This window comes from Bacteroides sp. NGMCC 1.200775 (assembly GCF_040798045.1).
Taxonomy (GTDB): Bacteria; Bacteroidota; Bacteroidia; order Bacteroidales; family Bacteroidaceae; genus Bacteroides; species Bacteroides hominis.
Genome location: NZ_JASCQK010000004.1, coordinates 396,736 through 423,335, shown reverse-complemented (window position 1 = coordinate 423,335; position 26,600 = coordinate 396,736). Strand labels below are relative to the sequence as shown.

24 protein-coding genes, 2 tRNA genes and 1 pseudogene are annotated in these 26,600 nt (G+C 42.3%); 11 read left to right on the top strand and 16 right to left on the bottom strand.

Annotated elements, in window-relative coordinates; translation table 11 throughout:
* Positions 1-12 precede the first annotated feature (12 nt).
* The 5 genes from QK890_RS13505 to hisH all read right to left on the bottom strand — a co-directional run bounded on the left by QK890_RS13505 (position 13) and on the right by hisH (position 3,705).
* Positions 13-711 carry a cell division ATP-binding protein FtsE gene (locus QK890_RS13505; protein WP_005780058.1) on the bottom strand — a complete coding sequence of 233 codons (699 nt, stop codon included), beginning with the start codon at positions 709-711 and terminating at the stop codon, positions 13-15.
* On the bottom strand, positions 696-1,307 hold the full coding sequence (gene hisIE, locus QK890_RS13500; RefSeq protein ID WP_367627395.1) for a bifunctional phosphoribosyl-AMP cyclohydrolase/phosphoribosyl-ATP diphosphatase HisIE: 612 nt from the start codon (positions 1,305-1,307) through the stop codon (positions 696-698). Before hisIE ends, QK890_RS13505 begins: the two co-directional genes overlap by 16 nt.
* Before the next feature lie 177 nt (positions 1,308-1,484).
* Entirely contained in the window at positions 1,485-2,237 is a 753-nt protein-coding gene (hisF, locus tag QK890_RS13495) for an imidazole glycerol phosphate synthase subunit HisF (protein WP_234077405.1), read from the bottom strand.
* 118 nt (positions 2,238-2,355) lie between these two features.
* The gene (gene hisA / locus QK890_RS13490) at positions 2,356-3,075 is read right to left on the bottom strand and encodes a 1-(5-phosphoribosyl)-5-[(5-phosphoribosylamino)methylideneamino]imidazole-4-carboxamide isomerase (RefSeq protein WP_005807013.1); all 720 of its coding nucleotides are present in this window, start codon (positions 3,073-3,075) and stop codon (positions 2,356-2,358) included.
* Between the two features lie 39 nt (positions 3,076-3,114).
* On the bottom strand, positions 3,115-3,705 hold the full coding sequence (gene hisH / locus QK890_RS13485) for an imidazole glycerol phosphate synthase subunit HisH (protein WP_005780065.1): 591 nt from the start codon (positions 3,703-3,705) through the stop codon (positions 3,115-3,117).
* A 349-nt stretch (positions 3,706-4,054) separates the two neighbouring features.
* Between hisH and QK890_RS13480 the strand changes: the two genes are divergently transcribed.
* Both QK890_RS13480 and QK890_RS13475 read left to right on the top strand, forming a co-directional pair.
* Positions 4,055-4,128, top strand: a tRNA-Asp gene (locus QK890_RS13480).
* 31 nt (positions 4,129-4,159) lie between these two features.
* Positions 4,160-4,233 (top strand) — tRNA-Asp (locus QK890_RS13475).
* Positions 4,234-4,354: 121 nt separating this feature from the next.
* Here the strand turns inward: QK890_RS13475 and QK890_RS13470 are convergent.
* From QK890_RS13470 to QK890_RS13460, 3 genes and pseudogenes are all read right to left on the bottom strand, one after another.
* Positions 4,355-5,051 (bottom strand): annotated as a pseudogene (locus QK890_RS13470) (PDDEXK nuclease domain-containing protein).
* Positions 5,052-5,266: 215 nt separating this feature from the next.
* Positions 5,267-7,669, bottom strand: coding sequence for a DUF262 domain-containing protein (locus QK890_RS13465; RefSeq protein ID WP_367627394.1), 2,403 nt, complete (start codon positions 7,667-7,669; stop codon positions 5,267-5,269).
* Complete coding sequence (locus QK890_RS13460) at positions 7,662-9,704, bottom strand: DUF262 domain-containing protein (protein WP_032541703.1); 2,043 nt, start codon at positions 9,702-9,704, stop codon at positions 7,662-7,664. Before QK890_RS13460 ends, QK890_RS13465 begins: the two co-directional genes overlap by 8 nt.
* Positions 9,705-10,020: 316 nt before the next feature.
* On the opposite strand from QK890_RS13460, the gene QK890_RS13455 reads away from it, so the two are divergent.
* A complete protein-coding gene (locus QK890_RS13455) occupies positions 10,021-10,935 on the top strand; it encodes a DUF5655 domain-containing protein (protein WP_005780085.1) in 915 nt (304 codons plus the stop codon).
* Between the two features lie 671 nt (positions 10,936-11,606).
* Here QK890_RS13455 and QK890_RS13450 read toward each other — a convergent pair.
* The 4 genes from QK890_RS13450 to QK890_RS13435 all read right to left on the bottom strand — a co-directional run bounded on the left by QK890_RS13450 (position 11,607) and on the right by QK890_RS13435 (position 14,365).
* Positions 11,607-12,014: a pyridoxamine 5'-phosphate oxidase family protein gene (locus tag QK890_RS13450; protein ID WP_005780089.1), complete on the bottom strand. Its 408-nt coding sequence runs from the start codon at positions 12,012-12,014 to the stop codon at positions 11,607-11,609.
* Between the two features lie 209 nt (positions 12,015-12,223).
* Positions 12,224-13,045 (bottom strand): DUF6597 domain-containing transcriptional factor, encoded by an 822-nt coding sequence (locus QK890_RS13445; RefSeq protein WP_367627393.1) that lies wholly within the window; start codon positions 13,043-13,045, stop codon positions 12,224-12,226.
* A gap of 42 nt (positions 13,046-13,087) precedes the next feature.
* Positions 13,088-13,453: a VOC family protein gene (locus QK890_RS13440; RefSeq protein WP_005780096.1), complete on the bottom strand. Its 366-nt coding sequence runs from the start codon at positions 13,451-13,453 to the stop codon at positions 13,088-13,090.
* Positions 13,454-13,558: 105 nt separating this feature from the next.
* A complete protein-coding gene (locus QK890_RS13435; RefSeq protein ID WP_367627392.1) occupies positions 13,559-14,365 on the bottom strand; it encodes a DUF6597 domain-containing transcriptional factor in 807 nt (268 codons plus the stop codon).
* A gap of 149 nt (positions 14,366-14,514) precedes the next feature.
* On the opposite strand from QK890_RS13435, the gene QK890_RS13430 reads away from it, so the two are divergent.
* From QK890_RS13430 to QK890_RS13410, 5 genes are all read left to right on the top strand, one after another.
* Entirely contained in the window at positions 14,515-15,462 is a 948-nt protein-coding gene (locus QK890_RS13430; RefSeq protein WP_032539949.1) for a GyrI-like domain-containing protein, read from the top strand.
* A 348-nt stretch (positions 15,463-15,810) separates the two neighbouring features.
* Positions 15,811-16,650, top strand: a complete 840-nt coding sequence (locus QK890_RS13425; RefSeq protein ID WP_005807300.1) for a formamidopyrimidine-DNA glycosylase — start codon at positions 15,811-15,813, stop codon at positions 16,648-16,650.
* 43 nt (positions 16,651-16,693) lie between these two features.
* Positions 16,694-17,287, top strand: coding sequence for a type 1 glutamine amidotransferase family protein (locus QK890_RS13420; RefSeq protein ID WP_005820903.1), 594 nt, complete (start codon positions 16,694-16,696; stop codon positions 17,285-17,287).
* A 29-nt stretch (positions 17,288-17,316) separates the two neighbouring features.
* On the top strand, positions 17,317-18,048 hold the full coding sequence (locus tag QK890_RS13415; RefSeq protein ID WP_005807303.1) for an alpha/beta hydrolase: 732 nt from the start codon (positions 17,317-17,319) through the stop codon (positions 18,046-18,048).
* A gap of 78 nt (positions 18,049-18,126) precedes the next feature.
* Positions 18,127-18,612: a DUF2867 domain-containing protein gene (locus QK890_RS13410; RefSeq protein ID WP_367627391.1), complete on the top strand. Its 486-nt coding sequence runs from the start codon at positions 18,127-18,129 to the stop codon at positions 18,610-18,612.
* Positions 18,613-18,636: 24 nt separating this feature from the next.
* Here QK890_RS13410 and QK890_RS13405 read toward each other — a convergent pair whose 3' ends face one another.
* Positions 18,637-19,029 (bottom strand): (deoxy)nucleoside triphosphate pyrophosphohydrolase, encoded by a 393-nt coding sequence (locus QK890_RS13405; RefSeq protein WP_032530654.1) that lies wholly within the window; start codon positions 19,027-19,029, stop codon positions 18,637-18,639.
* A 193-nt stretch (positions 19,030-19,222) separates the two neighbouring features.
* Here QK890_RS13405 and QK890_RS13400 point away from each other — a divergent pair, with 193 nt between their 5' ends.
* Entirely contained in the window at positions 19,223-20,155 is a 933-nt protein-coding gene (locus QK890_RS13400) for a DUF3276 family protein (protein WP_199446704.1), read from the top strand.
* Between the two features lie 196 nt (positions 20,156-20,351).
* Here the strand turns inward: QK890_RS13400 and QK890_RS13395 are convergent, their stop codons facing one another.
* Positions 20,352-20,624: a DUF1294 domain-containing protein gene (locus tag QK890_RS13395; RefSeq protein WP_032535829.1), complete on the bottom strand. Its 273-nt coding sequence runs from the start codon at positions 20,622-20,624 to the stop codon at positions 20,352-20,354.
* Positions 20,625-20,715: 91 nt separating this feature from the next.
* Between QK890_RS13395 and rlmF the strand changes: the two genes are divergently transcribed.
* Together rlmF and QK890_RS13385 are read left to right on the top strand one after the other, a co-directional pair.
* On the top strand, positions 20,716-21,624 hold the full coding sequence (gene rlmF / locus QK890_RS13390) for a 23S rRNA (adenine(1618)-N(6))-methyltransferase RlmF (protein ID WP_044301850.1): 909 nt from the start codon (positions 20,716-20,718) through the stop codon (positions 21,622-21,624).
* 279 nt (positions 21,625-21,903) lie between these two features.
* Complete coding sequence (locus tag QK890_RS13385) at positions 21,904-22,377, top strand: arsenate reductase (RefSeq protein WP_044301852.1); 474 nt, start codon at positions 21,904-21,906, stop codon at positions 22,375-22,377.
* A gap of 6 nt (positions 22,378-22,383) precedes the next feature.
* Here the strand turns inward: QK890_RS13385 and QK890_RS13380 are convergent, their stop codons facing one another.
* Both QK890_RS13380 and QK890_RS13375 read right to left on the bottom strand, forming a co-directional pair.
* Positions 22,384-26,049, bottom strand: a complete 3,666-nt coding sequence (locus tag QK890_RS13380; protein ID WP_044301854.1) for an ATP-binding protein — start codon at positions 26,047-26,049, stop codon at positions 22,384-22,386.
* On the bottom strand, positions 26,033-26,593 hold the full coding sequence (locus QK890_RS13375) for a hypothetical protein (protein ID WP_044301855.1): 561 nt from the start codon (positions 26,591-26,593) through the stop codon (positions 26,033-26,035). Before QK890_RS13375 ends, QK890_RS13380 begins: the two co-directional genes overlap by 17 nt.
* Positions 26,594-26,600: the final 7 nt, after the last annotated feature.

Sequence of the window (26,600 nt, the reverse complement as noted above, 5' to 3'; positions counted from 1 at the left end):
TTAGTATGTATATTAATTATTTTCTCTTTTCACAAATTCGTCCGTCACATTGACAATGCGGTGTTCGGCACACCGGTATACCTGTCCGGGATATTCGGTAACCAACTGGAGATTATGGGTGGTCATCACTACCAATGATCCCGCCTGACAGATGTTGTGCAGCAGTTCGACAATGGCCTTTCCAGTCTCCACATCGAGGTTCCCGGTAGGCTCGTCCGCTAAGATAATCTCCGGCGAGTTGAGCACGGCACGCGCTATTACGATGCGTTGCTGCTCGCCACCCGAAAGTTCATTAGGCAGTTTATAGCCCTTATTCTCCATCCCGACAAGGTTGAGCACCTCAGCGATGCGCTCCCTGATCTCTTGTTTATTCTTCCACCCGGTAGCGCGAAGCACGAATTCAAGGTTGTCGTTCACTGTACGGTCGGTGAGGAGTTGAAAATCCTGAAAGACAATGCCCAGCTTGCGCCGCAACTGCGGAATGTGCTTGCGTTTGATGGATGTCATCCGGTAACCAAGCACTTCGGCTTCGCCGGAAGCCACATCAAGCTCACCATAGAAGGTCTTGAGCAGACTGGTCTTGCCGGAGCCTACTTTACCCACCAGGTAAACGAACTCACCTTTGTGCAGTTGCAGATTGACATCGCTCAGCACACAGAGTTCCTGCTGATGTATCTCTACGTCGGTATAGTGAATCAGTGTTTCGTCCATGAGTCGCTATGTCTTATCTGCAATTCGCGTGCCAGATCTTCGATGCGGTATCCTTTGGAAGTCAACAATACAATCAGGTGATAGATCAGATCGGAACCTTCGTAGATCAGACGGTCGTCTGTGCCGTTGGTGGCTTCGATAACAGTTTCCACCGCCTCTTCACCTACCTTCTGGGCAATCTTGTTGATACCGGAATCGAACAGGCTGGTGGTATAGGACTTCTCGGGCATCTCTTCGTGACGTCTGTCAATGAAATCCTGCAGCAACTTGAGGAACATGACAGGTTCTTCGTTCTTCTCTCCCCAACAAGTATCAGTTCCGGTATGGCATACCGGACCGACCGGATTTACCTGAATCAGCAGAGTGTCTTTGTCACAATCTTCTTTGATAGACACGACATTCAGGAAGTTACCGCTCTCTTCACCTTTAGTCCACAAACGGTTCTTGGTACGGCTGAAAAAGGTTACTTTCCCGGTTTCAACAGTTTTCTCGTAAGCCTCCTTGTTCATGAAGCCAAGCATCAGCACCTTGCGGGTGTTGTTGTCTTGTATGATAGCCGGAACGAGTCCGTTCATTTTATCAAAATCTAAATCCATGGTTCTTATGTTTTCGGGTTCACCACAGATGACACGGATTTTCACTGATTAATCTTTGATCTCTCTGATTATCTACGATTAAAAGTTCTGTGTTAATCTGTGTAATCTGTGGTGAACTCTTATTTAATTCATTTCTATATCGTCTTTTATCTTCAGGCTAAGATTTGCTTACGCTTTCTACCTGACGGTAATTCTCTGGTCGCAAAGATACGATTTTAATTCGGGAATTTTAATTTCTCCGAAGTGAAAAACACTGGCTGCCAGTGCGGCATCTGCTTTACCAAGTGTAAAAGCATCGCGGAAGTGCTCCATCCGGCCTGCTCCGCCCGATGCGATAACGGGTATGGAGAGTTGGGAAGCCAGCTCCGCCAGGGCTTCATTGGCGTATCCGGTCTTCACTCCATCGTGGTCCATACTGGTAAACAGCACTTCGCCGGCTCCGCGCTCCTGAGCTTCTTTGGTCCACGTCATCAGTTCTTTGTCAGTCTCGATACGCCCGCCGTTGAGATAACATTTCCATCCGTTTCCGGTCTGTCTGGCATCTACCGCGAGCACACATACCTGTGACCCGAAATGCTTGGCAATATCGTCTATCAGCTGCGGATTGCGAATGGCGGAAGAGTTAATGGAAATTTTGTCGGCACCGGCATTGAGCAGGCGGTCTACGTCACTCAGTTCGTTGATCCCTCCCCCAACGGTAAAAGGAATACTGATATTGGCAGCAATCCGCCGGACCAGTTCGGCAAAAGTCTTACGCCCTTCATGACTGGCGGTAATATCAAGAAACACCAGTTCGTCGGCTCCCTGCTCGCTATAGGCACGCCCCAATTCTACCGGATCACCGGCCTGGCGGAGGTTTACGAAATTCGTCCCTTTCACGGTCTGCCCGTCTTTGATGTCGAGACAAGGTATAATTCTTTTTGCTAACACGATTCTATATTTACGATTTTACGTTTGATTAATGGTTGACCACAAAATTACGCAGAACTCCAAAGAGTGCAACGATTAGAGAAAACAGAACTCTGTAAAACTCCGCATTACCCTATGGTTAAATAAATGCCTGAAGCTCTTTAAGAGTGATACGCCCCTCGTAAAGAGCCTTGCCGAAAATGACGGCAGGCACCCCGGCTTCGTGCAACGCTTCAATGTCGGCCACACTGCTCACTCCACCACTGGCTATCAGGTAAAGGGTGGGATGCTCTGTCAGTATCTCCTTATACAGTTCCAGGGAAGGTCCGGCCAGCATACCGTCACAACTGATGTCGGTACAGATCACCTTTTCAACGCCCTTTTTCGTATAATCTTTTAGAAAAGGGAAAAGTTCACAGTCACTTTCGTCCTTCCAACCGTTGACAGCTATCTTATGATCTTTGACATCGGCGCCCAGAATGATTTTTTCACTACCGTAACGGTCTATCCAACGACAAAACATATCAGGGTTCCTGACGGCTATACTGCCGCCGGTAACCATCTGCGCCCCGTTCTCAAAAGCGATTATCAGGTCTTCGTCGCTCTTCAGCCCACCGCCGAAATCGATAATCAGCGAAGTGCGGCTGGCTATCAGGTCGAGTGTCCGGTAGTTGACCACATGATGTGAAGCAGCACCATCCAGATCCACAACGTGCAGACGCCGGATGCCATTGGCCTCAAACTCCTTGGCAACCTCCACCGGGTTTTCATTATATACCTTTTTGCTATCATAATCTCCCTGGGAAAGGCGTACACACTTCCCGTCGATAATATCAATGGCCGGAATTAATTCTATCATCTGTCTGTTCTCAATTAACGGTTTAAACTTCCGGGGGAATCAGAGCTCCAGGAAATTCTTTATAATTCTCTCACCCGCCACCCCACTTTTTTCGGGATGAAACTGGGTGGCATAGAAGTTATCTTTATGCAAAGCGGCACTGAAAGGGTGAATATAATCGGTCTCGGCAGCCGTAAACTCACTGACGGGTACATAATAACTATGTACGAAATAAACAAATTCATCACGGGTGAATCCTTTGAACAAGTCACTCTTCAACTGACCGATGGTATTCCATCCCATGTGGGGTACCTTATCCTCGTGTTTCCGGGGCACAAAACGTTTCACATCGGTATCGAAAATCCCAAGGCAACCGACGTTCCCCTCTTCGGAGAAACGACACATCAGCTGCATGCCCAGACAAATGCCCAATACCGGCTGGCGGAGTTCTTTAATGAAACGGTCCATACCACTCTCTTTGAGATGAAGCATAGTAGTCTCAGCCTCTCCCACCCCGGGAAAGATCACTTTATCAGCGGCTTTCAACACCTCTTTGTCAGAGGTAATCACCGCTTCCACTCCCAGGCGTTTCAATGCATAGTCCACAGAACGGATGTTACCTGCATTATATTTGATAACTGCTACTTTCATTTTAATGTACTACATTTAGTCCGCAAAAATAACGAATTATTGCAAAACCACGAAAAATCGGAGCAAGAAGTTTGAATTAAAAGATAGATTTATAACAGATAGAAAGATTTTCGGCATATAAAACGAATAAGTATTATCCGAAAGGGAAAACAGAAAGAAAACAGGAGGCCAATTACACTATTATTTTTTCACACTTTTTTTTCAAACTAAATGACTTAAAAATGAGGAACTAAGCCAAAATCGCTTCATTTTTTTCAAAAAACTTTTCGTTCAGCTATTGCAGGTTTCGGAAAAATGCCTACCTTTGCAACCGCAATCGAGAGAGATAGCGATTAAGAAATGAAATACTGGTGCGTTAGTTCAGTTGGTTAGAATACATGCCTGTCACGCATGGGGTCACGGGTTCGAGTCCCGTACGCACCGCATCTCAAATCTTAATAAAAAAAATAAAATTGGTGCGTTAGTTCAGTTGGTTAGAATACATGCCTGTCACGCATGGGGTCACGGGTTCGAGTCCCGTACGCACCGCAGATAAATATTGGAAATCAATATATTATATAATAGCATCCAATTTTACACCATTACTAATAATGTAAAATTGGGTATTATTTTTTCTCTAAGAGAATCATCTCATAATACTTATCAAATATCATGCCAATAATAAGGGACGTCGTCTCAAACGCTTGTGTGTCCCTGTACAACTCACATTCTCATCCCGCATTTGGTCATCCACCACGTTTATGTAGAAATTCAGTTGCTCAGCATATTTGGGTTTGAACGGAGTGGCTTTCAATTCCACCACTATGTAGGTGTGAAGTTTAATGTTGTACAAGATAAGGTCTGCATAGGAATCACTGCTGCCTACTTGAAAATGCTTCTGTCTGGCGACAAAGGCAAATCCGTTTCCCATTTCCAGCAGATACTTTATGATGTGCTCTGCCAACTGCTTTTCAATGTCTCTTCATCCGCAGACTCTTTGGCGTTTGCTATGTCGAATATATAAGGGTCTTTCAACAGTTCCATATCGCACGATAGCAGTTTTTGTAGCACTTCCAGCGGATAGGTACGGGAAAATTGGCACATATAAGTGAGATTTCTTGGTGAATATCCTTTCTTTTCGGGATAATTCATCTTGATTGCCTTTGAAATTTGAGATATGATTTTTCCACCCCAGCCCAGTTTCTTTTGGTAGTACCGGATAAAGTGCCCCAGCTTCCAGTAATGGGACAGCATTTAGGCATTCGCCGCAACAATCTGTTTGACCTGTGCGTACTCTATCTCAAAGCTTATCGCATGATAAGGACTTCAAAGTCTTTTCTCTCCATACGCTGGTTAAAGTTTTCCATTGTCTTAATACATTGTTATGTAGTACAAAGGTAATCAGAATATATCATAGTCGGTTAAACTTGTTCATCGCATTTACTTTCACATCATCGGCTATGTCTATATAGAGCTTCATGGCTTTATAGTCGCTGTATCTAATTTCACCAATAGATATTATTTATCAGACAATCTCTTGTAGGTACTTAGGAAAATAAGTCCTGGGTATTCATTCAATACTTCAAACTATTTCTTGCCCTTCATTTTCAATAATTCTAACTAACAGTATACCCAAATCAATATAGTCCATTGTATCCTCTTCCTCTGGAAGATCTATTGTCACATTTTCTCCTTCCTGAACATTAACTATAAGCTCGGGATAATTATGGGCAATTATTGAAGCTATATCTATAAGTGCCTCCACAAACCAAACACCATTTTTAAAACCAATAGCAGCTCCACAACTTGTAATCAAAATAGGACTACATCCATGATCATCAAGTTGGTAGATTTGATTATTACCTAAACGATTCCAAAGAATATTGGTCATCATCATCCACTCAAGATTATTTTCACTATGCTGTGAGCTATTTAGAATTATTAAATCAAGAGGATTTTTGTCACGATTATCCCATACCCCCATGCCATAGCGAGTATAATCCCTGTTTGATTCGAATGGATACTTAGCTACATAGTATTTCCAATCACGAATGGAGAACTCCAGACACTTTTCTTCCGGCGATTTCAGTTCGGCGGGTACTGGCATCTTATCAAGTATTTGCAAGATGCTTTCTTGATTTCTGCGCTGACCATATCTGATATAAAAGTTACTGAGATTCTCTTGTGCAGTAAGAAAGTAACGGCGTACGCTATCACCCCCATCTTTTTGCATATAAGGATCATATTGCATGTATTCAATCTCGGAATCAAGTTGAGCAATACGTATTCTCTCAAAATATTCAAAATAGTTATCAGCAAATACAGTTTCAAATTTATTAAGAAGTCCAAGCAGTTTTGCCGCATCAAGAGGCTCTCCAACTCTGTAATTCTCCACAGTCGTTTCATCAAGACAAAAATCCATGAAAAGGGACAATGAACATTGAAGTATATTATGATTTTCATATCTTATAAGACGCTCATAGTCTGCACTATTCAGATAATTCTGTTTCTTATACTCTTCATTCCATGCATTCTGTGTAAACGCAAGTTTATGAACTTCACCGTCAATCATCAGAGCTTCATCTTTATCATAGTAAACGTCGACTCCTTCGTGGTCTATAATATATTTTACTTCAGTCAGGAAGCTGGGGAGTTTATCGGTACGGGCATCTACAACACGAACATTGGATGTCATTAGATTATGTATTATTCTCAAACATTTCTTACTCACCTTTTCACTCGTTTCCTTTTTATAAAGCAGATATAGGGCATAGAAATAAACGGTTTCCGGAACAGTCAGATCGCCAAGCATTGCTAATTCAAATACAGAACTACGTTTACGACTCCAAAACAGACGTATGCTGTCATCCAGGCCAACTACCGAATCAGAGAAATAGAAATATTTAAACCATAATTTATCAAAGCCTTCATTCTTGTGAATTTTGTAGAGCGTATTGAACACGTCAATAACACCTTCAACCCCTTCTTTATCAGAGAGAATATTATCAATAGTCGGTTCTTTCTGACCTAAAGACGGCAGATTTCGGCGATAGAACTCCATGCGAAATATATTGTTGAAAAGTGTAGAATATTTTTTATCTACTTCTTGAGTGATATCAAGAGAAACACGTTTGTTTTCAAGTGTCTTATCGGTATAGTCCCATATAATATCTATCCACTCAGTATCCATTTTTTTTGAGAAGATATCTTTTAATTCTTTATCAACGGCATCAATATCTGCCATCATGTTCGATTTGAATATTTCAAATGGTGTGAGCTTCTTCCCGCGCGCATTCATTTTGATGAAAAGATCATCAGTCAACCCAAAATCCTCTAATGAAAGTGTATAAAATTTAATATAACCGCCATCCATTAAACGTTCCCAGAGACAAGGAGTTAGATTATTTACACCTACCTCTGCGCACTTACTCTCAATTTTATAAAGGACATTGAGCATGGATAAAATAGTTGGATCACTATTATATGTACTCAAGTAAAGAGCGTCATCCTCAATCAGATCCTTGATATTATTAATTCCCGGCTTATAGTTTTTGAGTAAGTTCGTACGGATTTTCTTCACTAACTGTAGGCAGAACTCGGTTGCAGATTGACGAGTCTCATATCTGAACCTAGTCAAGATATCCACTTTCTCTTGGGGGATCACGTTCCCTTGTTCGTCTCTAAGTAGCGATGCATAAAAGTGAAGGAGAAACAGAGTTGTCAAACGTTGTTGCCCGTCAAGTGGAATCAAACCACCAATAACTTTGTTTTTACGAACATATGATCCTCCATATATAAAATCAAGGATGTTCGTATTCTTATTTTTAATAGCTCGCAATATTCCTCCAAGCATATCATTCAACAGTTCAGCAACTTTCTCTTCTTGTCTTCCATAAGCATAGTCGCGTTGAACTTTCGGGATGATAATGGTATTCTCATCAATTAGTAGTTGATGAAACGTTGTAAGTTTACCTATATTATTCATACTTATTTTCTTCGTTTAATTCTACATTATCTGTTGTTTCTTCCTTATCGGGGTTAGTAGCGTTGAGGACATTTTCCAATATTTTTTCTATAGCATCGAGATAATTTTTCCTATCCTCTTCGCTCCAATAAAATGATTGTTGAACGCTAAAATCTTCCTTGTCTTTGTTATAATACTTCAAGAAAACAAGTCGGGTACAATATGGAATATATTCACCCTCTGCATCCTTTTTCATGATAAGTTGACGTTTAACCTCAAATACAGAATTTCCAATCGACGTATTCATAGTACCACTAAGTAAAGTCATATTAGATATATTGTGTACTTCTGGTGATCCCCCTTCTGCTTTAGCCATTCTATCAAAGTAAGCATTTACGCTATCAAAACATTTTGTAAAATCATTAAATACAAAGGTGTTGGTTTTTACAATATTTCTCTTTTCTTCCAACATTTCAATCAACTTTCCAGGGTCGAACGGGTCATCATTCTTGAAACGTTTCTGCAAGTGCCTTAAAGCTTTCACATTTTCATCTATCCACTCTATCCATTTTTGCTTATCCGTTCGATCAATACGCTCTGAGTTTTGGGCGTGGATATGCTCCAAAGTCCAATTGGTAGCTTTATAAAGTCCAAATGGGAACTTATCCTGTGTAGTGGCTATACGCGTAGACTCTACATTAAAAAAGAAAAGCAAACGGCAAAGTTCGTTTCGATTTTCATCGTAGTTGTAGCTATACACATTAGTATTTGTGTTACGGTCAGTCAAATGTAATCTGATTAGCCAATCAAGGCTCTTGTTAAATTTCGTCTTTGTCAGTTTTGCTGATTTATCGAGCAAATCCACCAATACATTATTATCAGTTTCGGCAATTAAGTATCCAATTTTATGGTAATAGTTACGATCCGTATACCAAGAAAGAAGTGTAGCAAAATAACTCTCTACTTTCAACCACAAATGCCATAAGCCTTCTACATCATTTTTTTCTCGTACCATCTCTTCGAAACGTAGAAAAGTGGTGAGTTCGTCTTTATCATTAGATTTCTTCTTCGAAATTAAGTCAAAGAGATACTCAATACGGCTACTATAATCTTTATCAGAAGCGTCTTTCTTGACAAAAGCCCAAAAATTAGGTTGACGCAGTTGTTTCTCTATGATATCCCACTGTTCTATGATATGAGCCTGCTTACGAGCCTGCTCACGTTCTATAACGATATTCTGGACCTCTTCAGGATAACCACTTATCAAGCCCTCTTCATATTCGTAAACAGCAGAATCAGAAAGAAACATAGCGCGAATAAGTTCAGCGTTATTGAGCGAAACTTTTTTGTCATTCAGACGCTTAAAGGTTTCATTAGGATCACTCCCATCACGTAGTTCATACCATATAATTTGCACTGACTTTTTGTCTTCAAGCCCTTTGGGATGAGTGAAGTTCTCGTAAAAAGAACCTTTGAAATAACGCAATCCGTTACCTCTTGCTTCTCCTTCCTTAAACCAATTCATTATACAGTTTGCAGCTTCAAGAATATGCCAGGAATCAATATCCAGATTATCTTGACGCTCTGCATCAATTCGATAGTCATCTTCGTCATTACGCCTAAGTTTTTCAAAAAAGCAGCCCAGTTCCGGACGTGTTTTGTATTTCAATGTAAACTGCTCTTTGTTATCACGATCCATTAAATGGGCCATAGTAAAGATGATACGAATAGTCGTTAAACGCTGCTGTCCATCGATGACCTCATACCATCGGTTGTTATCAGTTTTCGAAATCAAACCGTATTTATTCTTATCTTCATCCTTAGTTATTTCCTTTACCACTATGGGTTGAAGACAATAGAACTGCCCTTTGCCTCTATCAAAGAATGCACAAAGATCATCAAGTAATTGTTCGACTTGACGTGTCCCCCAACGGTATCCACGTTGATAGTCGGGAATAAAGAAATTCTTGTTACAAAGCTCAGGTAACGCCCAAAGTTCAAGGATGTTTTCTGATCTTGCTTCATTGACAATTGATGTATCATTATATTCATTCATATCTTATGTATCATACTAAAAGGTTAATATTTAGAGTTGTATGCATTATTGATTTTTGAGGCATTAGAAATACTCAAGATTACAATATTCAATCATTGTATCCACAATTATGCAATATTCATAAAAAATTTCGACATAAGCAAATAGTCTATAAGAAAGATTGTCAATACAAAAGAAATATTTCAAGATATGGAATATTTTAATACCTTACACACGCCCAAAGAGAAAAATAAATTTATTTCTATCATACTACAAAATCTTATATCTATTATCTATATTTGTAGGTAGATAATATCATATTTAAAGAATAAAAGCTATGCCATTATATAAAAACACCTCTGCACAGTTGGCCGGCATCAAAGAAAAGCCCTTTAAACTGGAACGTGAAATACAAAAAATATTCGAAAACAATCTATTTACCATTATGGGAATAGAATTAGTAAAATCTGAATTTACAATCAAGAACAAGCGTATCGATAGTTTAGGATTTGATCCGCAAACTAAAGCTTTTGTTATCATCGAATATAAACGAGAACGCAATAGCAGCGTAATAGACCAAGGATTCACATACCTCAGTTTAATGCTACAAAACAAAGCTGACTTTATATTGGAATATAATGAAAATAATCAAAAGATTTTAAAAAGAAACGATGTAGACTGGTCACAATCTCGTGTAGCTTTTGTTTCACCAAGCTTTACAGACAATCAAAAAGAGGCCGTTAATTTCAGAGATTTAGCGATTGAGCTTTGGGAAATAAAACGTTATGAAGGTGAACTGATTTCTATCAATCCCATTCGTAAAACAAATGCAGCAGAGAGTATCAAACCCATTATGCAGAAAAACACTGAATTCAAACAGGTAGCGGATGAAATCAAAGTCTACACAGAAGAGAACCTATTACAGGGGAAATCGGATGATATCGTGGAACTATATGAAAAATACAAGAATGCAATTTTAAATCTTTCGGCAGATATTGAAGTTAAACCACAAAAGTGGTATATCTCTTTTAAGAAAGGGAATAGCATTATTTGTGCCATTGAAATTCAGAGAAGCAATCTGAAGCTATATATAAATGTAACCAAAGGCAATTTGGATGATGGTAAACATCTCACAAGAGATGTTTCAAACCTAGGACACCTAGGAAGTGGAGATTATGAGCTGAAGATAAATGATGACGCCAATCTTGAATATATATTAAGTTTAGTGAAACAAGCCATTATAGAGGTATAATTTACTCAATGCCATAGCGGATCAAAAAGATGAATTATAGTCATTTTAACAGAAGTCATAATGGAAGCCATGTGAAATCGAAGTGTAATTCAGGTGTACTCTTCGATTTCTGCTTGGGAAACAAAACTACACCTCTTGCAACAGAATGCACATAAAGAGAATCATTTCGGAACAACTTATCGCAAAAAAGAATATCTGAACTAATTTAAAAGAAAAGAATCTGAAAGGAACTGTTCTTATAATGTAAAAGACAAAACGGTGAAATAAAATAAAAAGATATCCATGTGAACCGAACAAACTACGCGATTCTATTGAATGTGCCCGATACACAGTTATAGCCTATTGAGAGCCGGCCATAGACTTGGGAAAATACATATAACTCGAAAAAAATACATTTTTTTTGCTCACTCCTGAACAAAATGATTTCTTCTGCGTTTATAATTATGCAAATCGGCCTGAAGCGCTTTATGCCTATGGGAATATCCATAATAGTCGCACCGTATGCCTCCCCGGCATAGACAGGTAAGATTGCATAGTAGTTTTGTCGTGTTTTATTTTGTGTTTGTGTTGTGACGGTGCTGCGATGTGAATCGAAGTACCGTTTTTTTTGTACCTACCTCTCAGAAGCTAAAAAGATTTACCATAAAAGAAGCAGAATACAGAGTAACGGGTTAAATGTTCCGATGGACGAATTGTCCGTCGATCCAGAACGTAGCATGCTCAGAACGGAACTTCAGTAAAACGTATTCCGGATCAGTCGGTCCCTTTGGAAAATGGGCGATAAACCAGTCTTGCCAATACTTCTGTTTGAGTCCGGCATCTGTCACTACCTCCACTTCACCCGTCAGGGCAACGCTATTCCCTTGTTCGTAGAAACAAAGACCCGCTTTCGGGTTGCTCCGGAAATCTTTCGTTTTCACAGAATGTTCTCCGGTTGCCATCCAAATCTCAGAAATACCTTCCGAAGCAATCTTGCTCAAAGGAACAGGACGGGGATATCCCTCTTGATTGACCGAACTGAGTATTACCGTTTCACAACCTTGCAGCAAATCTGCTGCTCTTTCGTTTAATGATTTCATTGTATATGATATTTAGATTGATAATCCCTGCAAATATAAGCTTGCCCACCTACCCCGGCGTTGTAAAAAAACGACTTTTACAGAATAAGAAGCAGACTAAATTTCTTACAGACATAGTTTATTTTACGCTCGCGATACAATGCCTGTACCCGAAACCAAATCCGAAACGCTTTTCTAAAGGAGATTTCCTTTATCACCCAACCGATATTTTATTTCTCAATATACGTCAGCAGCCCCTCTTGCGGTAAGGTCGGAGAGAGGAATGATTCTGCAGTACCGCCGGACAGTGTCTTGACCTCTTTCAGGAAGTGCGAAACATCGTAATATCCGGCATTCACCGCTACCGAGAGCAGGTTATTTGCCTCCGTCGTACTTTTCAGCAGATCGATCGCCTGCCTGAACTTCACAATCCGACTGTATTCTTTAGGGGTAAATCCGGTAAACAGCTTGAACCGCCGTTCCAGATGCCGTTGACACAAACAGGCATCTTCTGCCAGCAAACGGATCTCCCGCTGACCGTGGTACAAATGAATGTGGTTTACTGCAAAAACAATCTGTTTGTCCACTACATCGTGCTTGTACATCGACCGCACCAATACTGCCTCAATACACTGAATCCTGCTCCGCAAATCCGGAAGCTCGTAGAGTCGCTCTGTAAACGAATCATCGAACAGCTTGATTCCCAAGTCGGCACTACTGATTCGCTGACCGCCCAACTCCTGCACGGGCAAGTCCATGAATCGGAATAATCCGCAAGGATGAAAACGAATACCAACCATGTGAACCGTTTCGGTATACGCAACCAACTCCGAATAACGTTTCATCGGTCCCACGAAAAACGAACGGCAAGACGGCATGATCCGTCCTTCGCTGCCTACCGGTTGTGTTATCCCGCCCAAAGCGAAAATCAAATCGGTACACCCGTCCGGCAGGACATTGATGCGCATCCCATACTCAGGACTTCCTCTGAACTCCCAGATTTTATCGACGTAAGGAGCCAGTAGTCCACAAGGTTGATATTCTCTATACATACTTCAATTTCGGGCAAATATAGTGAGAATCACTCACACCTGCTATTTATCCGAATACAAACCAATATGGTTTCCTTCGCTATCGGCAAAAACAGCGAAATGTCCCCTGCCTTCAGCGTCAATCTTCGTCTCGGGGATAATGACTTTCCCGCCTTTCTGCAGGACACGTTCCAGCGACTTGCCGATCTCTTCGCAATAGAAGTGAATCAATGTTCCCCGCTCCGAAGGCAGGAAATCGGGTGCCCACGACACCGCTCCCACCGCTTCGCCCTGCTCCATGAAGCAGGCCATCTTCTCCTCTTCATACTCCGAGACCGCCAATTTGATGTCCAACACTGTTTCATAAAATCCTACCGCCCGGTGGAAATCTGCCGCCGGAATCTCAAAAAACGCAATAAACTTTTCCATGTTTTTTCTATTAATAAGATGAATACTGTATGCCGGAAGTCACGTCTCCCAAGCACACCGCAAAAGTAGGCCAAAGCACCCGCCCCGGATAGTAGAAAACAGACATCATTCCTCCACAGAGAAATAATCGGAATAAGGAGCGCAAACAGCTAAGTATTCCGCCGGAGTATATCCCGAAAAGAGTTTGAACTCTTTAATCATGTGTGATTGGTCGAAGAAACCACATTCGCAGGCCAGTTGCGCAAACGAAATGCCCGGCTGGCATTGCAGGGTGTACAACGCCCGCTGTATCCGCACAATGCGCAGAAACTCCTTGGGAGTAGCGCCTACGTACTCCGCAAACACCCGCCCAAACTGCTTATTGCTCAGGCAGGCTACGTCCGCCAGTTGTGTCGTATGGATGTGCGGATGGAGGGTCACTGCCTCCAAAGCGGTCGAAACCCGCTTCAGGTTGTATTCGGGAAAAGCGTATAGACGGCTTAGCAGAAACTCTTCTATCAGGCGGATGCACGCCGCCTGATCCGGCATATCGGCTACCCGCCTGCCCAGATTAACCAACTGAGGATCGTCCGTCTCTTCGGTATTTACATTCATCCCACGAAACTCGCTGACAGGCATGTGGAGGAAAGCTTTTGCGGCAAAGGGCTGAAAAACGACTACGATCATCTCCAACATCCCCGTAGACTCGACATCGGAATAGCCGAACGCCTGCCCGCTGATGAAAGAAGAGGGTTGCAACCGGCCTTCGGTCAGCGAAAGCAGTTGCCGCCCCCGGTGAAAGACCATCTGGACGCACCCCACGGGCAGCGTCCGTTCGGATACCGGCGCAAGCGCATCGTCGCTCAATACCCAGTAATGCCGGACATAAGGGACAAGTGCCGCAGCAGGTTTTATGATTCTGAATGATTGCATAGACTACAAATATATTGTTTTTTAGATCATCATGGCAAAGATAAGGTACGGGAAAAAGAAGGGATAGGAAAAAAGAGACAAAGAAAAGCAAGAATGGACAAACGCAGCTGATATTTAGAACGTACTTTTGTCCACCAAAACAAACAGGCATGAATATACAAGAAAGAAGCAGGATAGAACATCATTCCAGGATTAATAGGGTGATGGATTTCATCGACCAGAACCTGGAGCAACCGATCGAACTGAAAGACATCGCTGCCGTTGCCAACTTTTCACCCTTTCATTTCCACCGGATATTTACCTTTCTGATAGGTGAAACACCGACCGACTACATCCAGCGTCTCAGGGTGGAGAAGGCAGCATGGAAATTACAGAAAGATCCCTTCCCGTCCATCACCGAGATTGCTTACAGCTGCGGTTTCGGCAGTACATCCCTGTTCTGCCGGACCTTCAAAAAGTATTTCGGCATCACCCCTACCCAGTTCAGCCGAACGGATAAGCCGGTCTATGTATTCGAAGGAAACCTATTTAGCAACAACGGGCAAGCGATCCGCAAGAATATGACACACAGTGCAGTGGCAAATTTCGACCTTTGCGGTGTAAAACTAAAACAACTATATTTTATGGAATCAATTGTAGAAGTAAAAGAAATGCCGGAAATGAAGGCGATCTATTGCCGCCACATCGGCCCGTTCCACCTGATTGGCCAGGCTTACGCAAAATTGGGACAATGGGCAACACCCAGGGGATTGTACACGCCTAATGTTACTAAAACCGCTACCGTCACACACGACGATCCTTCGATCACCGATGAAGACAAAATCAGGCAAAGTGCCTGCATCATTGTCGACAAAGAGGTGAAGGTAGAAGGCGAAATCGGTAAAATGACGATTCCGGGCGGTCAGTATGCAGTCGGGCATTTCGAACTTGGAATGGACGAGTTTCAGAAGGCATGGAACACCATGTGCCATTGGTTCACCGAAAGCGGCTACCAGCAAGGAGATGGATGTGCGTATGAATTGTACCACAACGACTACACCACCCATCCGCAAAAGAAACACATTGTTGACATCTGCATACCGGTAAAACCATTATAGATCAAAAGAAAGGTATGGAAGACTACCTTAAAGTAGAATTTAAGAATCTTATAGATTGAAGCCTTTTTAAGGATAATTCCCTTGTTTAAATATTAATATATTAAGTACCAATGCATATTTAGTTATCAATATTAATTTGAGTATAATATTAAAGACCAATAAATTATACTTCTAATAGATTCAGCTAATCTTGATTAACTACTTAATAATATTAGATGCAAGCAAGGGAATTAGTATGTTTCGACTTACAGCGTTATAAGTAACGCTGCCTTATTTTCCTATTATATTCTCTTTTTTTTAAAAGAATCGTATCTTTGTGCATCTATAAACCTTTTAATCCTTTCGCCCATGATAGAAGCTCCCGAAGCTCGCCTGCTGTGCGAGCAACTGAACAAAACCGTATGCGGCAAACGAATCACGGATATATTCGCCCAATATACACCACATAAATTTGCTTGGTTTTATGGTAAACCGGAAGAGTGTGCCGAACGCCTGGTTGGCAAGACCATTGACAAAGCCTGCCCACAAGGCGGAATGGTCGAACTAACGGCTGGAGACACGATGTTGGTTTTGACAGACGGGGTCAATCTTCGTTATTTCGAACCGGGAGCGAAGTTACCCTCCAAACATCAACTGCTGGTGGCATTCGATGACGAAAGTTGCCTGTTAGCATCTGTACGGATGTACGGAGCACTGTTGTGCTTTACCCGAGGGCATTTTGACGCACCATTGGCCGCCTATTACGAAACGGCCAGAACAAAGCCACAAGTGATGTCGGACGCCTTTGACAAGGAGTACTTTCTTGGATTGGTAAATGCGCCGGATGCACAGAAGAAATCGGCAAAAGCTTTTCTGGCCACGGAACAGACAATTCCCGGACTGGGCAACGGAGTATTGCAAGACATCCTGTACCATGCGCATATCCATCCAAAAACAAAGATCGACAAACTGGGCGCAGAGGAAAAGGAGAAAATGTACGAACAAGTGAAAGAGACACTACAAGATATCTACCGCCTGGGCGGACGAAGCACCGAAACTGATTTGTTTGGAGTTCCCGGGCAATATGTAGCCTCCCTGTCAAAAAATACAGCGGGACATGCGTGCCCCAAATGTGGTGAAACCATTGTGAAAGAGAACTATCTGGGAGGAAGCATTTATTATTGCAGGGGATGCCAGGTAATGAAATAAGCCCCTCACAGTCACTATTCAATTATAAAAACAAAAAAAAACAATGAAACAAGAAGTATTATTTATCATTCTCAACGAGTATGCCGATTGGGAAAGTGCTTTCGTAGCAGCGTCCCTTCATTCCGGACTAATGCCGGGCAGTGAAATCAAGTACGTAGTCAAAACAGTAGCCCCCACTTTGGATCCGGTCTGCTCTTTGGGTGGTTTCCGTACTCTGCCGGACTACAGTTTCGACAACCTTCCTTCCGATTATGCTGCCTTGGTCCTAATTGGTGGTATGCAATGGCAATCTCCTGAAGCAGAACGTGTATTCCCCATCGTGCAAAATGCTTTTGAAAAAGGGAAAGTGATTGGCGGTATCTGCAACGCTGCTTCATTTCTGTGCGCCCATGGCTTCCTAAACAATGTTAAGCATACCGGAAACACCCTTGCCGTGCTCAAACAGTGGGGCGGAGAACGATATACCAACGAAGATGGTTACCTGGAAAAGCAAGCTGTCGGTGATAAGAACATAGTTACGGCAAACGGTACCGGTTATCTGGAATTCACCCGTGAGTTGCTATTAGCATTGAAAGCCGATACGGAGGAAAAGATCGAAGCATTTTATGATTTCAGTAAGAATGGACTTGTGAGATAGCAACATGTTCATCAAGCATACGGGACAACATGAAAAAAGGATTCACCATACTGCTTCTTTTACTCTCATTGGCAGAAGTGTACGCACAAACAGAATTCACAACCAGCCTGTTTGATTCAAGACGTAACCGGATAGTGCCGGTAGCTGTTTACCGGCCAAAAAAAGAAAGCGCCAGGACCGGAGTCATTATATTCAACCATGGATATGACGGAAACAAGAACGATAAATCGAACCAGAGTTATTCATATCTGACTCGTTTTTTGGCAGAAAAAGGATATTATGTGATAAGTATCCAACATGAATTGTCCGATGATCCTCTTTTGGCTATGGAAGGAAATTTTATGGAAACCCGTATGCCTAACTGGAAAAGAGGAGAAGAAAATATTCTCTTTACAATCCGGGAGTTTAAGAAGCTAAAACCGAACCTGCAATGGGAGAAACTTTGTGTGATAGGTCATTCAAACGGAGGTGATATAACCATGCTCACCGCAACAAATCATCCGGAACTGATAATGAAAGCTATCTCAATGGACCACCGGAGAATGATAATCCCAAGAACACAAAAGCCACGGATATACACGTTGAGAGGGTGCGATTATGATGCTGATCCGGGCGTACTCCCAACCAGCGAGGAGCAACAGAAATTTCGAATAGAAGTTGTGCGACTGGATGGAGTTACACACAGTAACATGGGAGAAAACGGATCGGCAGAACAACACGATCTTATTAACCGACACATATATATGTTCTTAAATAACTAATTAATTTTCATGATATTATATAATACACCATGACGTACCATGATACAATAAAACCCATAATCATAAGAAATCAGATCTATGAAGCAACAAGAAACTAATCCAGACAGCCTAATTGAGAACTATCTTCCGGCAGATTATTATGACTCCTTTTCAAAAGAGTTGCATAATAAGAATGCAATCTCCACTGACGAGTTTGCAGATATAGCTTTTAACCAACTACCCTCCTGGATTATCCGGCTTCTAAAAGTAAGAAATAGTATAGTCAAGCCTTTCGGGCTCAATACAAACAGACGAATCACGGATATGGAGTGTGAAAGAAATCAACACGAAATAATCTTTGGTATGTCCGATAAACACTTGACTTTCTACGTATCCCTTTGGTGTAAGGTTTCCGAAGCCAACAGCCAAACTTTACGAATCACCACGATAGTCAAATACCACAACCGTTTGGGAAAACTCTACTTTTTCGTGGTTCGTCCTTTCCATAAAGTTATTATTCGATCATTATTGGAGAGAGTAGAAAAAAGGTATAAACTTATATCTCTGGAGAAAGAAGTGTCTTGATATCACGTAATTAAACATACTTTTTTATTGTTCTGAAATCTTTTTTACTACCGGTTTATCCGCTTCCGCCCAGTCCAAAGTTGCCATCTCCCCAGGAAAGAGCCACTGTGCAGCAATATGTTCTTTCAATACATATTGCTCCCCGATAGGATGACATAGAAAAGCGTGCATCGTAATTTCGAAATCAGGATAGATGTGATGGACTGTCAAAAGCTTTTCTCCCACTTCGATAGTATAATCCATTTCTTCCATAATTTCTCTTTGAAGTGCTTCCTGCAAAGATTCACCTTTCTCCACTTTTCCACCCGGAAATTCGTACCTGAAAGAAGTATATGAAAATTTAGTCCGTCCCCGTTGTACACAAAGATATTTTCCTCCAGATCTGATAACGGCTGCTACGACTTCTATACTTTTCATAATGACTGCGGTATTGGGTTTCGAAGATAATGGATGCAAAAGTAATAAAAGAATGTGGGAAAGGAGGAAATTAAAAGTAATAAAGACTAATCTTAAATATTTTCCCTACCTTTGTTAATCACCGGAATGTAAGTCCCATAACGATAAGACAATTAACAATTAATACATTGAAAAACAATTATCAGCATATAAAATGAACACCACTCCCCAACTCTACCAATCAGGTAACAGTGCACTCATATCGAAGAAGAAAATTGCTTTCTTATGTTCCCGGCAAGTACCTGAAAATAAAACAGCATCTATTTATCGCTGGGCAAATCAATTATTACCGGAAAGAGATTGCATCCTTTGCGGAAATCATTCAAAAATGGAACAAGAGGTCTTTAATATACTATTGGAGAAGAAAATACCAGTCATTCTGGTACTGGCTGAAAGCATGAAAGAAGAATGGAGTAATCATATTAAGTTGGCACTCAAAGAGAAGAGGCTATTGATAGTAACTGCCTGTAATAGCCAGGTACACAGAATTAATCATCAATCAGCCTATGACCGGAATAAAATAATACTTTCATTTGCGGACCATGTTATAATCGGTTATTGTAAACCAGGAGGAAATATCGACAGACAAATTAGCGGAAAAACAAACATTACATTTTTACACAATTCGAATTACCTGCCGACAGAACCTACCCTTATGGAGAGAGCGGCAGACAGTGATGTTATAACCTATAGGACATCCACAAAAGGAGGAGAACTCTTTTTAGATATTAAACAGGACTTAAGCGGACAAGAATATCTAAAAATTACCCAAAGTAAACATCAAGGAAATAAGGGTTTCCACAGAGAAACGATTTTCATCAACAAGGATGAAATACTCCAGTTCAAACAAGAATTAGACCGAGCTATTGAATATTGGGGATTGAACCCTATAAAGCAAAAACAGACTCTTAGTTTCAAAAGAGAAGAGTATGGCAACGCCTATTTGCCATGGGAAAAGAGTGCAGATGATTATCTTCTCCGGTTGTATGCGGAAGGCAAAACCATTAACGAACTGACAGAGATATTCGAACGGAATGACGGAGCGATACGTTCCAGATTACAAAAACTGGGAATTAAATTAAGATAATGATATTATCTGGTTTTAAAACGACATCTCTTATTAAATACGGGTAGAGAGAAAAGGGTTTTACAAATGTGACACTGTAAAAAAATGATAGAAAAAGTAGTCAGCAATTCCAAAGGCATAGAAGAGAATCGAGTGGAAAAACACAGTAAAGGACATTGCAAATGTATTTAGAATCACTCTTAAAAGACATTCGTCCCTATATGAATTCTGACAAGAAATAATATACCGCCATCCCCACCTGCAATACCCCAATTACCGGTATACCATACTTAAATTTAAGATGCCGTGTCTTATGCCGAAACGTATACATCCCTGCCCATGCACCTAACGAACCTCCCGCTACGGCTATTCCCAGCAGGTGGACTTCGGGAGTACGCCATCGTTTTCGGGATGCGTTCCGTTTATCGATACCGTACATAACAAAAGAAACGGTGTTCACGATTACCAGATATAAGATAAGTAACTTCAACGGTTGGCTCTTTTTTAATTCGCCGGCAAAGATACGCATTTTTAATCAAGCCCGATTTGTCGGCCGAAAGATTCTCTGTATCTTTGCCCGCATGGCAGAGAGAAACGAATTACATAAAAGGAACAAGCATAACGGACAGTACGATTTTTCAAGACTGATGGAAGAGTATCCCCCGTTGAAGAAGTTCGTCGCACCGAACGCATACGGGACGACAAGTATCGATTTCTTTAATCCGCAGGCGGTGAAGGCACTCAACAAAGCCTTGTTGATAAGCTGTTACGGCATACGATACTGGGATATTCCTAAGAATTACCTGTGTCCGCCCATTCCGGGAAGAGCGGACTATATCCATTACATAGCGGATTTGATTCAACCCGGAAACACGATACAGGCAGAAGCGGCTACAAAAGCCACTCACCCATGCAGGTGTCTTGATATCGGTGTAGGTGCCAACTGTATCTACCCCATTATCGGACAAACAGAATATGGATGGACTTTCGTCGGTTCCGATATTGATCCTATCTCCATTGATAATGCACGAAAGATTGTAACTTGCAATCCGGCACTGGCCCATAAAATAGAACTCCGGCTGCAACGGGATAGCCAAAAGATATTTGAAGGGATCATTGCTCCGGATGAATACTTCGATGTAACCATCTGTAATCCTCCTTTCCACAGTTCCAGAGAAGAAGCTGAAAACGGGACGCTGCGTAAACTCAGTAGCCTAAAGGGGAGAAAAATAACCAAAGCCCGGCTCAACTTCGGAGGCAATGCCAACGAACTCTGGTGCGAAGGTGGAGAACTTCGTTTTCTGCTGACCATGATCGAAGAGAGCCGGAACTACCGAAAGAATTGCGGATGGTTCACCAGTCTGGTATCGAAAGAAAAGAACCTGGGTAAACTGACCGCCAAACTCAAATCAGTCGGTATATCTGAACATAGGATTATCGAGATGCACCAAGGTAGTAAAACCAGCCGGATTTTGGCATGGAGATTCTGAGAAAGATATAGTTACTAAATTAGCAAGTATCTACTCAAATCTTTCAAGGAGGCGGCCTTAATAAAAGATCATCCGCAATGCAGAGATATCATTGAGGTTAAACAGTTTATCACTCCAAACAAACCAATTCCGGAAAACGTGTTTTAACACTGTATTAAAACTTGTTTTCTACAAACAAAAGACTTGTCCTTTAACTGTGCAAAAGAAGTCCTTTGTTTGCAAACAATCAGAATCATTCATTCCGAGTTAACACTGTTAATAGGAAAACTATACATTATTATGAACATATTAATCCTCAGCAATGCTGACAGTTGCCGCAGCCGGATCGCACAGGCTCTTCTTTCCTCGTTTGAAAAAGGTATGAAAATATATTCTGCAGGAACAGCACCCGCAGCAGAGGTTCATCCGCTTGTCCTGAAACTAATAAAAGAGACAGGTATCGAACCTGACACACGACCTCCCCATTCCATCTACGAATATACCAACAAAAGCTGGGATACTATCATCGTCCTTTCCGAGACAACCGATGAAATCCGTAACCACTTCTCCAAAGAGGTAAAACACTGGTATTATCTTCCTTTCGATGAACCGTTCCCTACCATACCGGCAGACGGAACGGATCTATGGGAAGACTTGCTCCGCCTGAAAGAAGAGATCGGCAAGAAAATATACGAACTGTATCGTGACGAACTGAAGGAGCAGTTGCTCCCACGATGTACTTGCGGAGCCAACGACTTTTGCAGATGTGAGTGAGAGAAATTACTCCCTCACCTCTTGCTTTATCAGCCGTGTCACGCTTGTAATATTTCGCTTGTCTTTATTCAGGATATAAGTATATTTGTAATCGCTTGCCCGGTAAGAAGTAGGCGAGCTATTCACCAAGATAATATTCCGGTTATTGGCAAAGTCCAAAATACCTTTAATATTATTGGGATGCAGTTTTCCGATCTCGTCCATCATGCAGTGCAGCTTGAAGTCGTTGAACTGATGCGATGCCTTTTCCTTGAACACATTCAGCAACATGATGTTAATCATGGCCTTCACCAGAATATCCGTTCCGTCGGAACCTACATTTGCCAGTTTCTCCACCCATCCGCTGTCATTATCGTTCTCCACAATGCGAAACTGAAGTTCGAAAGTATCAGAAAGCGTCAGTTCCTTTTCCTTGTTCAGTGCCAGTTCTTTCACCAGCGACTGCAATAAACTTACCGCCTGCCGATTCTGTTCCACAAGCTCCTCCTGACCGAACAGGCTAAACATGCCCAGAGCACCCGGTTGATTCCGGTCGCAAAACTCTTTGATGGTAACAAAATGTTGCATGATACGATTGCCACTGGGTACAATCTGTAAGGCAATGCTTTTGATGACCCCGGCGAAATTGCGTTCCACAAAGTCACTGTTGATGTCGTTGATAGTTTTGCGAATCAACCCTTCTTTTGAAAGCATATCCGCCGTCTCTTTCCCGATCCGGTGAATCAAGTCGGTATATGCTTCATTCGAACGACGTTCAAAGTCAATGATCTTATCATTATCAATGAACTCTTTGAGATCGGCAGCAAAGGTCATAAACTCGTCGCGCTTTGTAAGACGTGTACGGAAGTTGAACGTATTCTGTTCGGAGAAGTTACCCGTAAAGCGGCCGACCGCTTCCCGGAAGTCCTTTTCTTGTTCAATCTGCCGATAATGATTCTGTGTCAGCTCCTCTATCACTTTCTTGCAGCGCTTCACACTCTCTGCTTCCACTCCCGTTTGCAGTACAGGCGGACAAATATTGAGTGTTTTGAAGTTCTCTGTCTCCCGGATATCCTCTTCTAAATGCTTCAGGCGAGTATTTGTCTCAACTAATTGCTTGTTCAGTCCCGTTACTTTCTGATTCAGTTCTTCTTCCTTCAAGCGGAACTTCTCTTTCTCACCGTCCAGTTCTTTCTCGGCCAACTGCTTTCCATTTCTGAATTCGTCCATACGGTCGAAGAACTCCCGCTTATCCTTTTCGTAATCGTAAACCAGACGGCGGTGCTGCTCGATAAACGCCAACTCCTGTTCCGTGCGGGCCACTTCATTACGCAGGGCAGTGATACGTTCCGTATCCACCCCTTTTCCGGAAAGTTCATGCAACAGGTCCTTATCCATTGTCTCCAGCAGTTCATCGGTTTTCTTCTTTTCAGAAGCAATGGACTGATGGATCTCTTCCTGCTTGTTACGGATCAGAATGTCTTCTTCCTGCATTCTCTGGTTACGTTCCTTCTCTTTCTGACGGATTCGGGTTTCAAGTAAGTGATTGAACTGTTCCAGTTCCGCCGCTGACTCCTGCAAACTGTGTGTAGCCTCAGCCAACTGTTTTTCCAACTGTTCCAGCAATATACGTTTCTCCTCGCCTGCCTTCTGCTCCAGCATGATTTCATCCGCTTTCAGAACCTGAATACGCTTGTCATTCTGTTCCATACAGTAAGCGGACTGAGCCATCTCTTCCTTATAAGTATTAAGGACAGTCTGGTATTTCTTCCGGATGGCAGCCAGCTCTTTCTCTTTTTCCTCTATCGACTTCTCAAGATTCTGCTGCCATTCATGTATCTCCTTACGGATTGCTTCCTGCTCTGCGGCATACTCCTGCACACTTTTCACTTCTTTCCGGATAGCCGAAAGATCGAGTTTGATGCCATAGAAAGAGTCTTGTCCGGTATCCGGAACAGATTGGGGATTGAGTTCCTTACTGAATAAAACAAGTTTTTCGTCTACCACCTTACCAATGGTATTCTCCCATCCCGGACTATTTCGGCTCAACCATTCATAGAGTGATCCCTGACAGTTATCAAGTAACCGGTCTATCTCCGCCACTTTTTCTCTACCAACCGCAATCTGCTGCTCTATTTCCTTCTGACGGACGCCCGACTGTTGCTCACAGGCAGTCTGATCCAGTTCCCATTGCCGACGTACCAGCCCCATTTGTTGTTCTGCCTCTTTCAGCTTCAACCGGTATTCATGATTCTCCTTTTCCAATGCAACGCGTTCCGTCCGGCAGGCCTGTAACTCTTCTTCATGGAAAGTCCGGTGCAGGCACTTCTCCCGTTCCATCTTCAACTGATAGATGCCCTCTTTTTTCTTTTCTGTCTGCTCTCGCAGGAGGGTCAACTTCCCTACCTCCTGCTCACGCACCTCTTTCAATATTTTATCGTACTCCTTTCGTACAGCCTCCTTACGTTCGATAGCACGTAAATGGAGCGTATTCAGCTCGGCATTTTTACCGTTACGGAAACGTTCAAAGGCACTGGAAGCCTGTTCCTTCAGTAGCTTATACTGGCTGTTGATGTCGTCAAAGCGGGCAGTCAACATGGTCAGCTGCTCCTCCAACATCTGTTTGTGAAGTATGGCTTCGGGCTCCGCATTCACCCGGTCGCACACATTATAAATATCCTGCGACTCATACCGTTCCTTTCGTTCACGCGCAGTTTTCAAGTTCTCGTTCTGTACCCTGACAAGCCCCAGCAAACGGTCGCGCTCACTCTGGAATTTCCCGGAAAGTTCCTCAAGCTGATGTTTCTCTTTTGCCAACTCTTTCAATAGTTCCTCTTTCTTCTGTTGCAGTGAAGGGAGCAGTTCCTGTGCCATCCGGAAAGTATAATTCAGTTCCCCGGCCAGCGTACGCGCCTGTTGCTCCAGATAATGCATTTCCCTATAAAGCTCAATTACCCGGTCAGCCTGCCGGCGAACAGTAACCTCGCCATTCTTGTTCTTCCTGAACCACTTGCTGATATCGGTCACCTCTTCATCGAACCGTCGCAGATGATGGGCATATTGCCCCAGATCGATACGCACATCTTCTTCGTTCAGTGACATGATGATGGTTTGCTTGATGAACTCAGCATCGAGCTTTGAATTCAGGAAAACATTCTGAATGGTACGCGGTATATTCTGGTACTGACGGCTCTCGGTAATGGCAAACTTCCGTAACTCCGGAGGAAGCCCCCGGTTGTTGCCGAAAATGATGTCACGATACTCCTCATACGTCTCTACGCGACGGCTCTTATAGACAAAGCTGCCAAGGGCATCGCGTATCTGATCCCACTCTTCGTAAGCCTTTCCTTCGGGAGAAATAAAATATTCTTTTTTGTAACCCGTTCCCAGAAAACGGAAACAAACTCTCCCCTGGGAGCGAAAAGCCAACACACAATACGATGCATCGTCTACGGTCACTTCATAAATAATATATGAATTGAGGTACGGAAAGTAATATTCGTCAAAGCTCTTTTTCTCTTTTGATATGCCCAGCTTCGTCTTGTCGGCATTGTAAAAGAAAAGCAGCGCACGTAACGCCGTACTCTTCCCCACCCCCTGTGTACCGATAAAGTGGACATTGCCGTCTATCTGTATTTCGGCATATTGTATACGGGCACTATTGATGAAAACAATTTTATTCAGGTATCTCATTCTGTATTTCTTCTGATATGTTAATACAAGCGACCAACTCTTCCAGATAGCCGAAAGCCGCTACTACTTTATAGGTGGAAGTGATCTCGTTCTCCAATTCAATGAAGCCGTCACGTTTCAGGTCATTCACTATTTTATCGATCATCTCTTCGTGCTTCTCCCGTCCGACAAGTTTCTTCAATCCGGCGAGTTTCTCTTTCAGTTCCAGGTCGGTACCTACTTTTACGACCATATCGGCCGGCTGGAAACGGAATCCGGATGAAAAAGCCGCATCGTAGGTTTTAATGAAATCGAGCACATCAATCCAGCGGGCGGCAATCTCTAACTTACGCTCCAGATCGACTTTATTTTCCCGACGGGAGAAATAATAATATTCATTCCCGCTCTCAAGGATAAAGTTGATGGCGGCAAAGAAATCGTACAACTCCGACTGATTATCTTCGATCACCGCATAGAGTTGGCGGATATTGGGATTGGTACTGTCGGAAGAGATGAATCCTCCTTTACTCAGTATTTCAAATATTTCAGCAGTTTGTTTAATCATTACTATA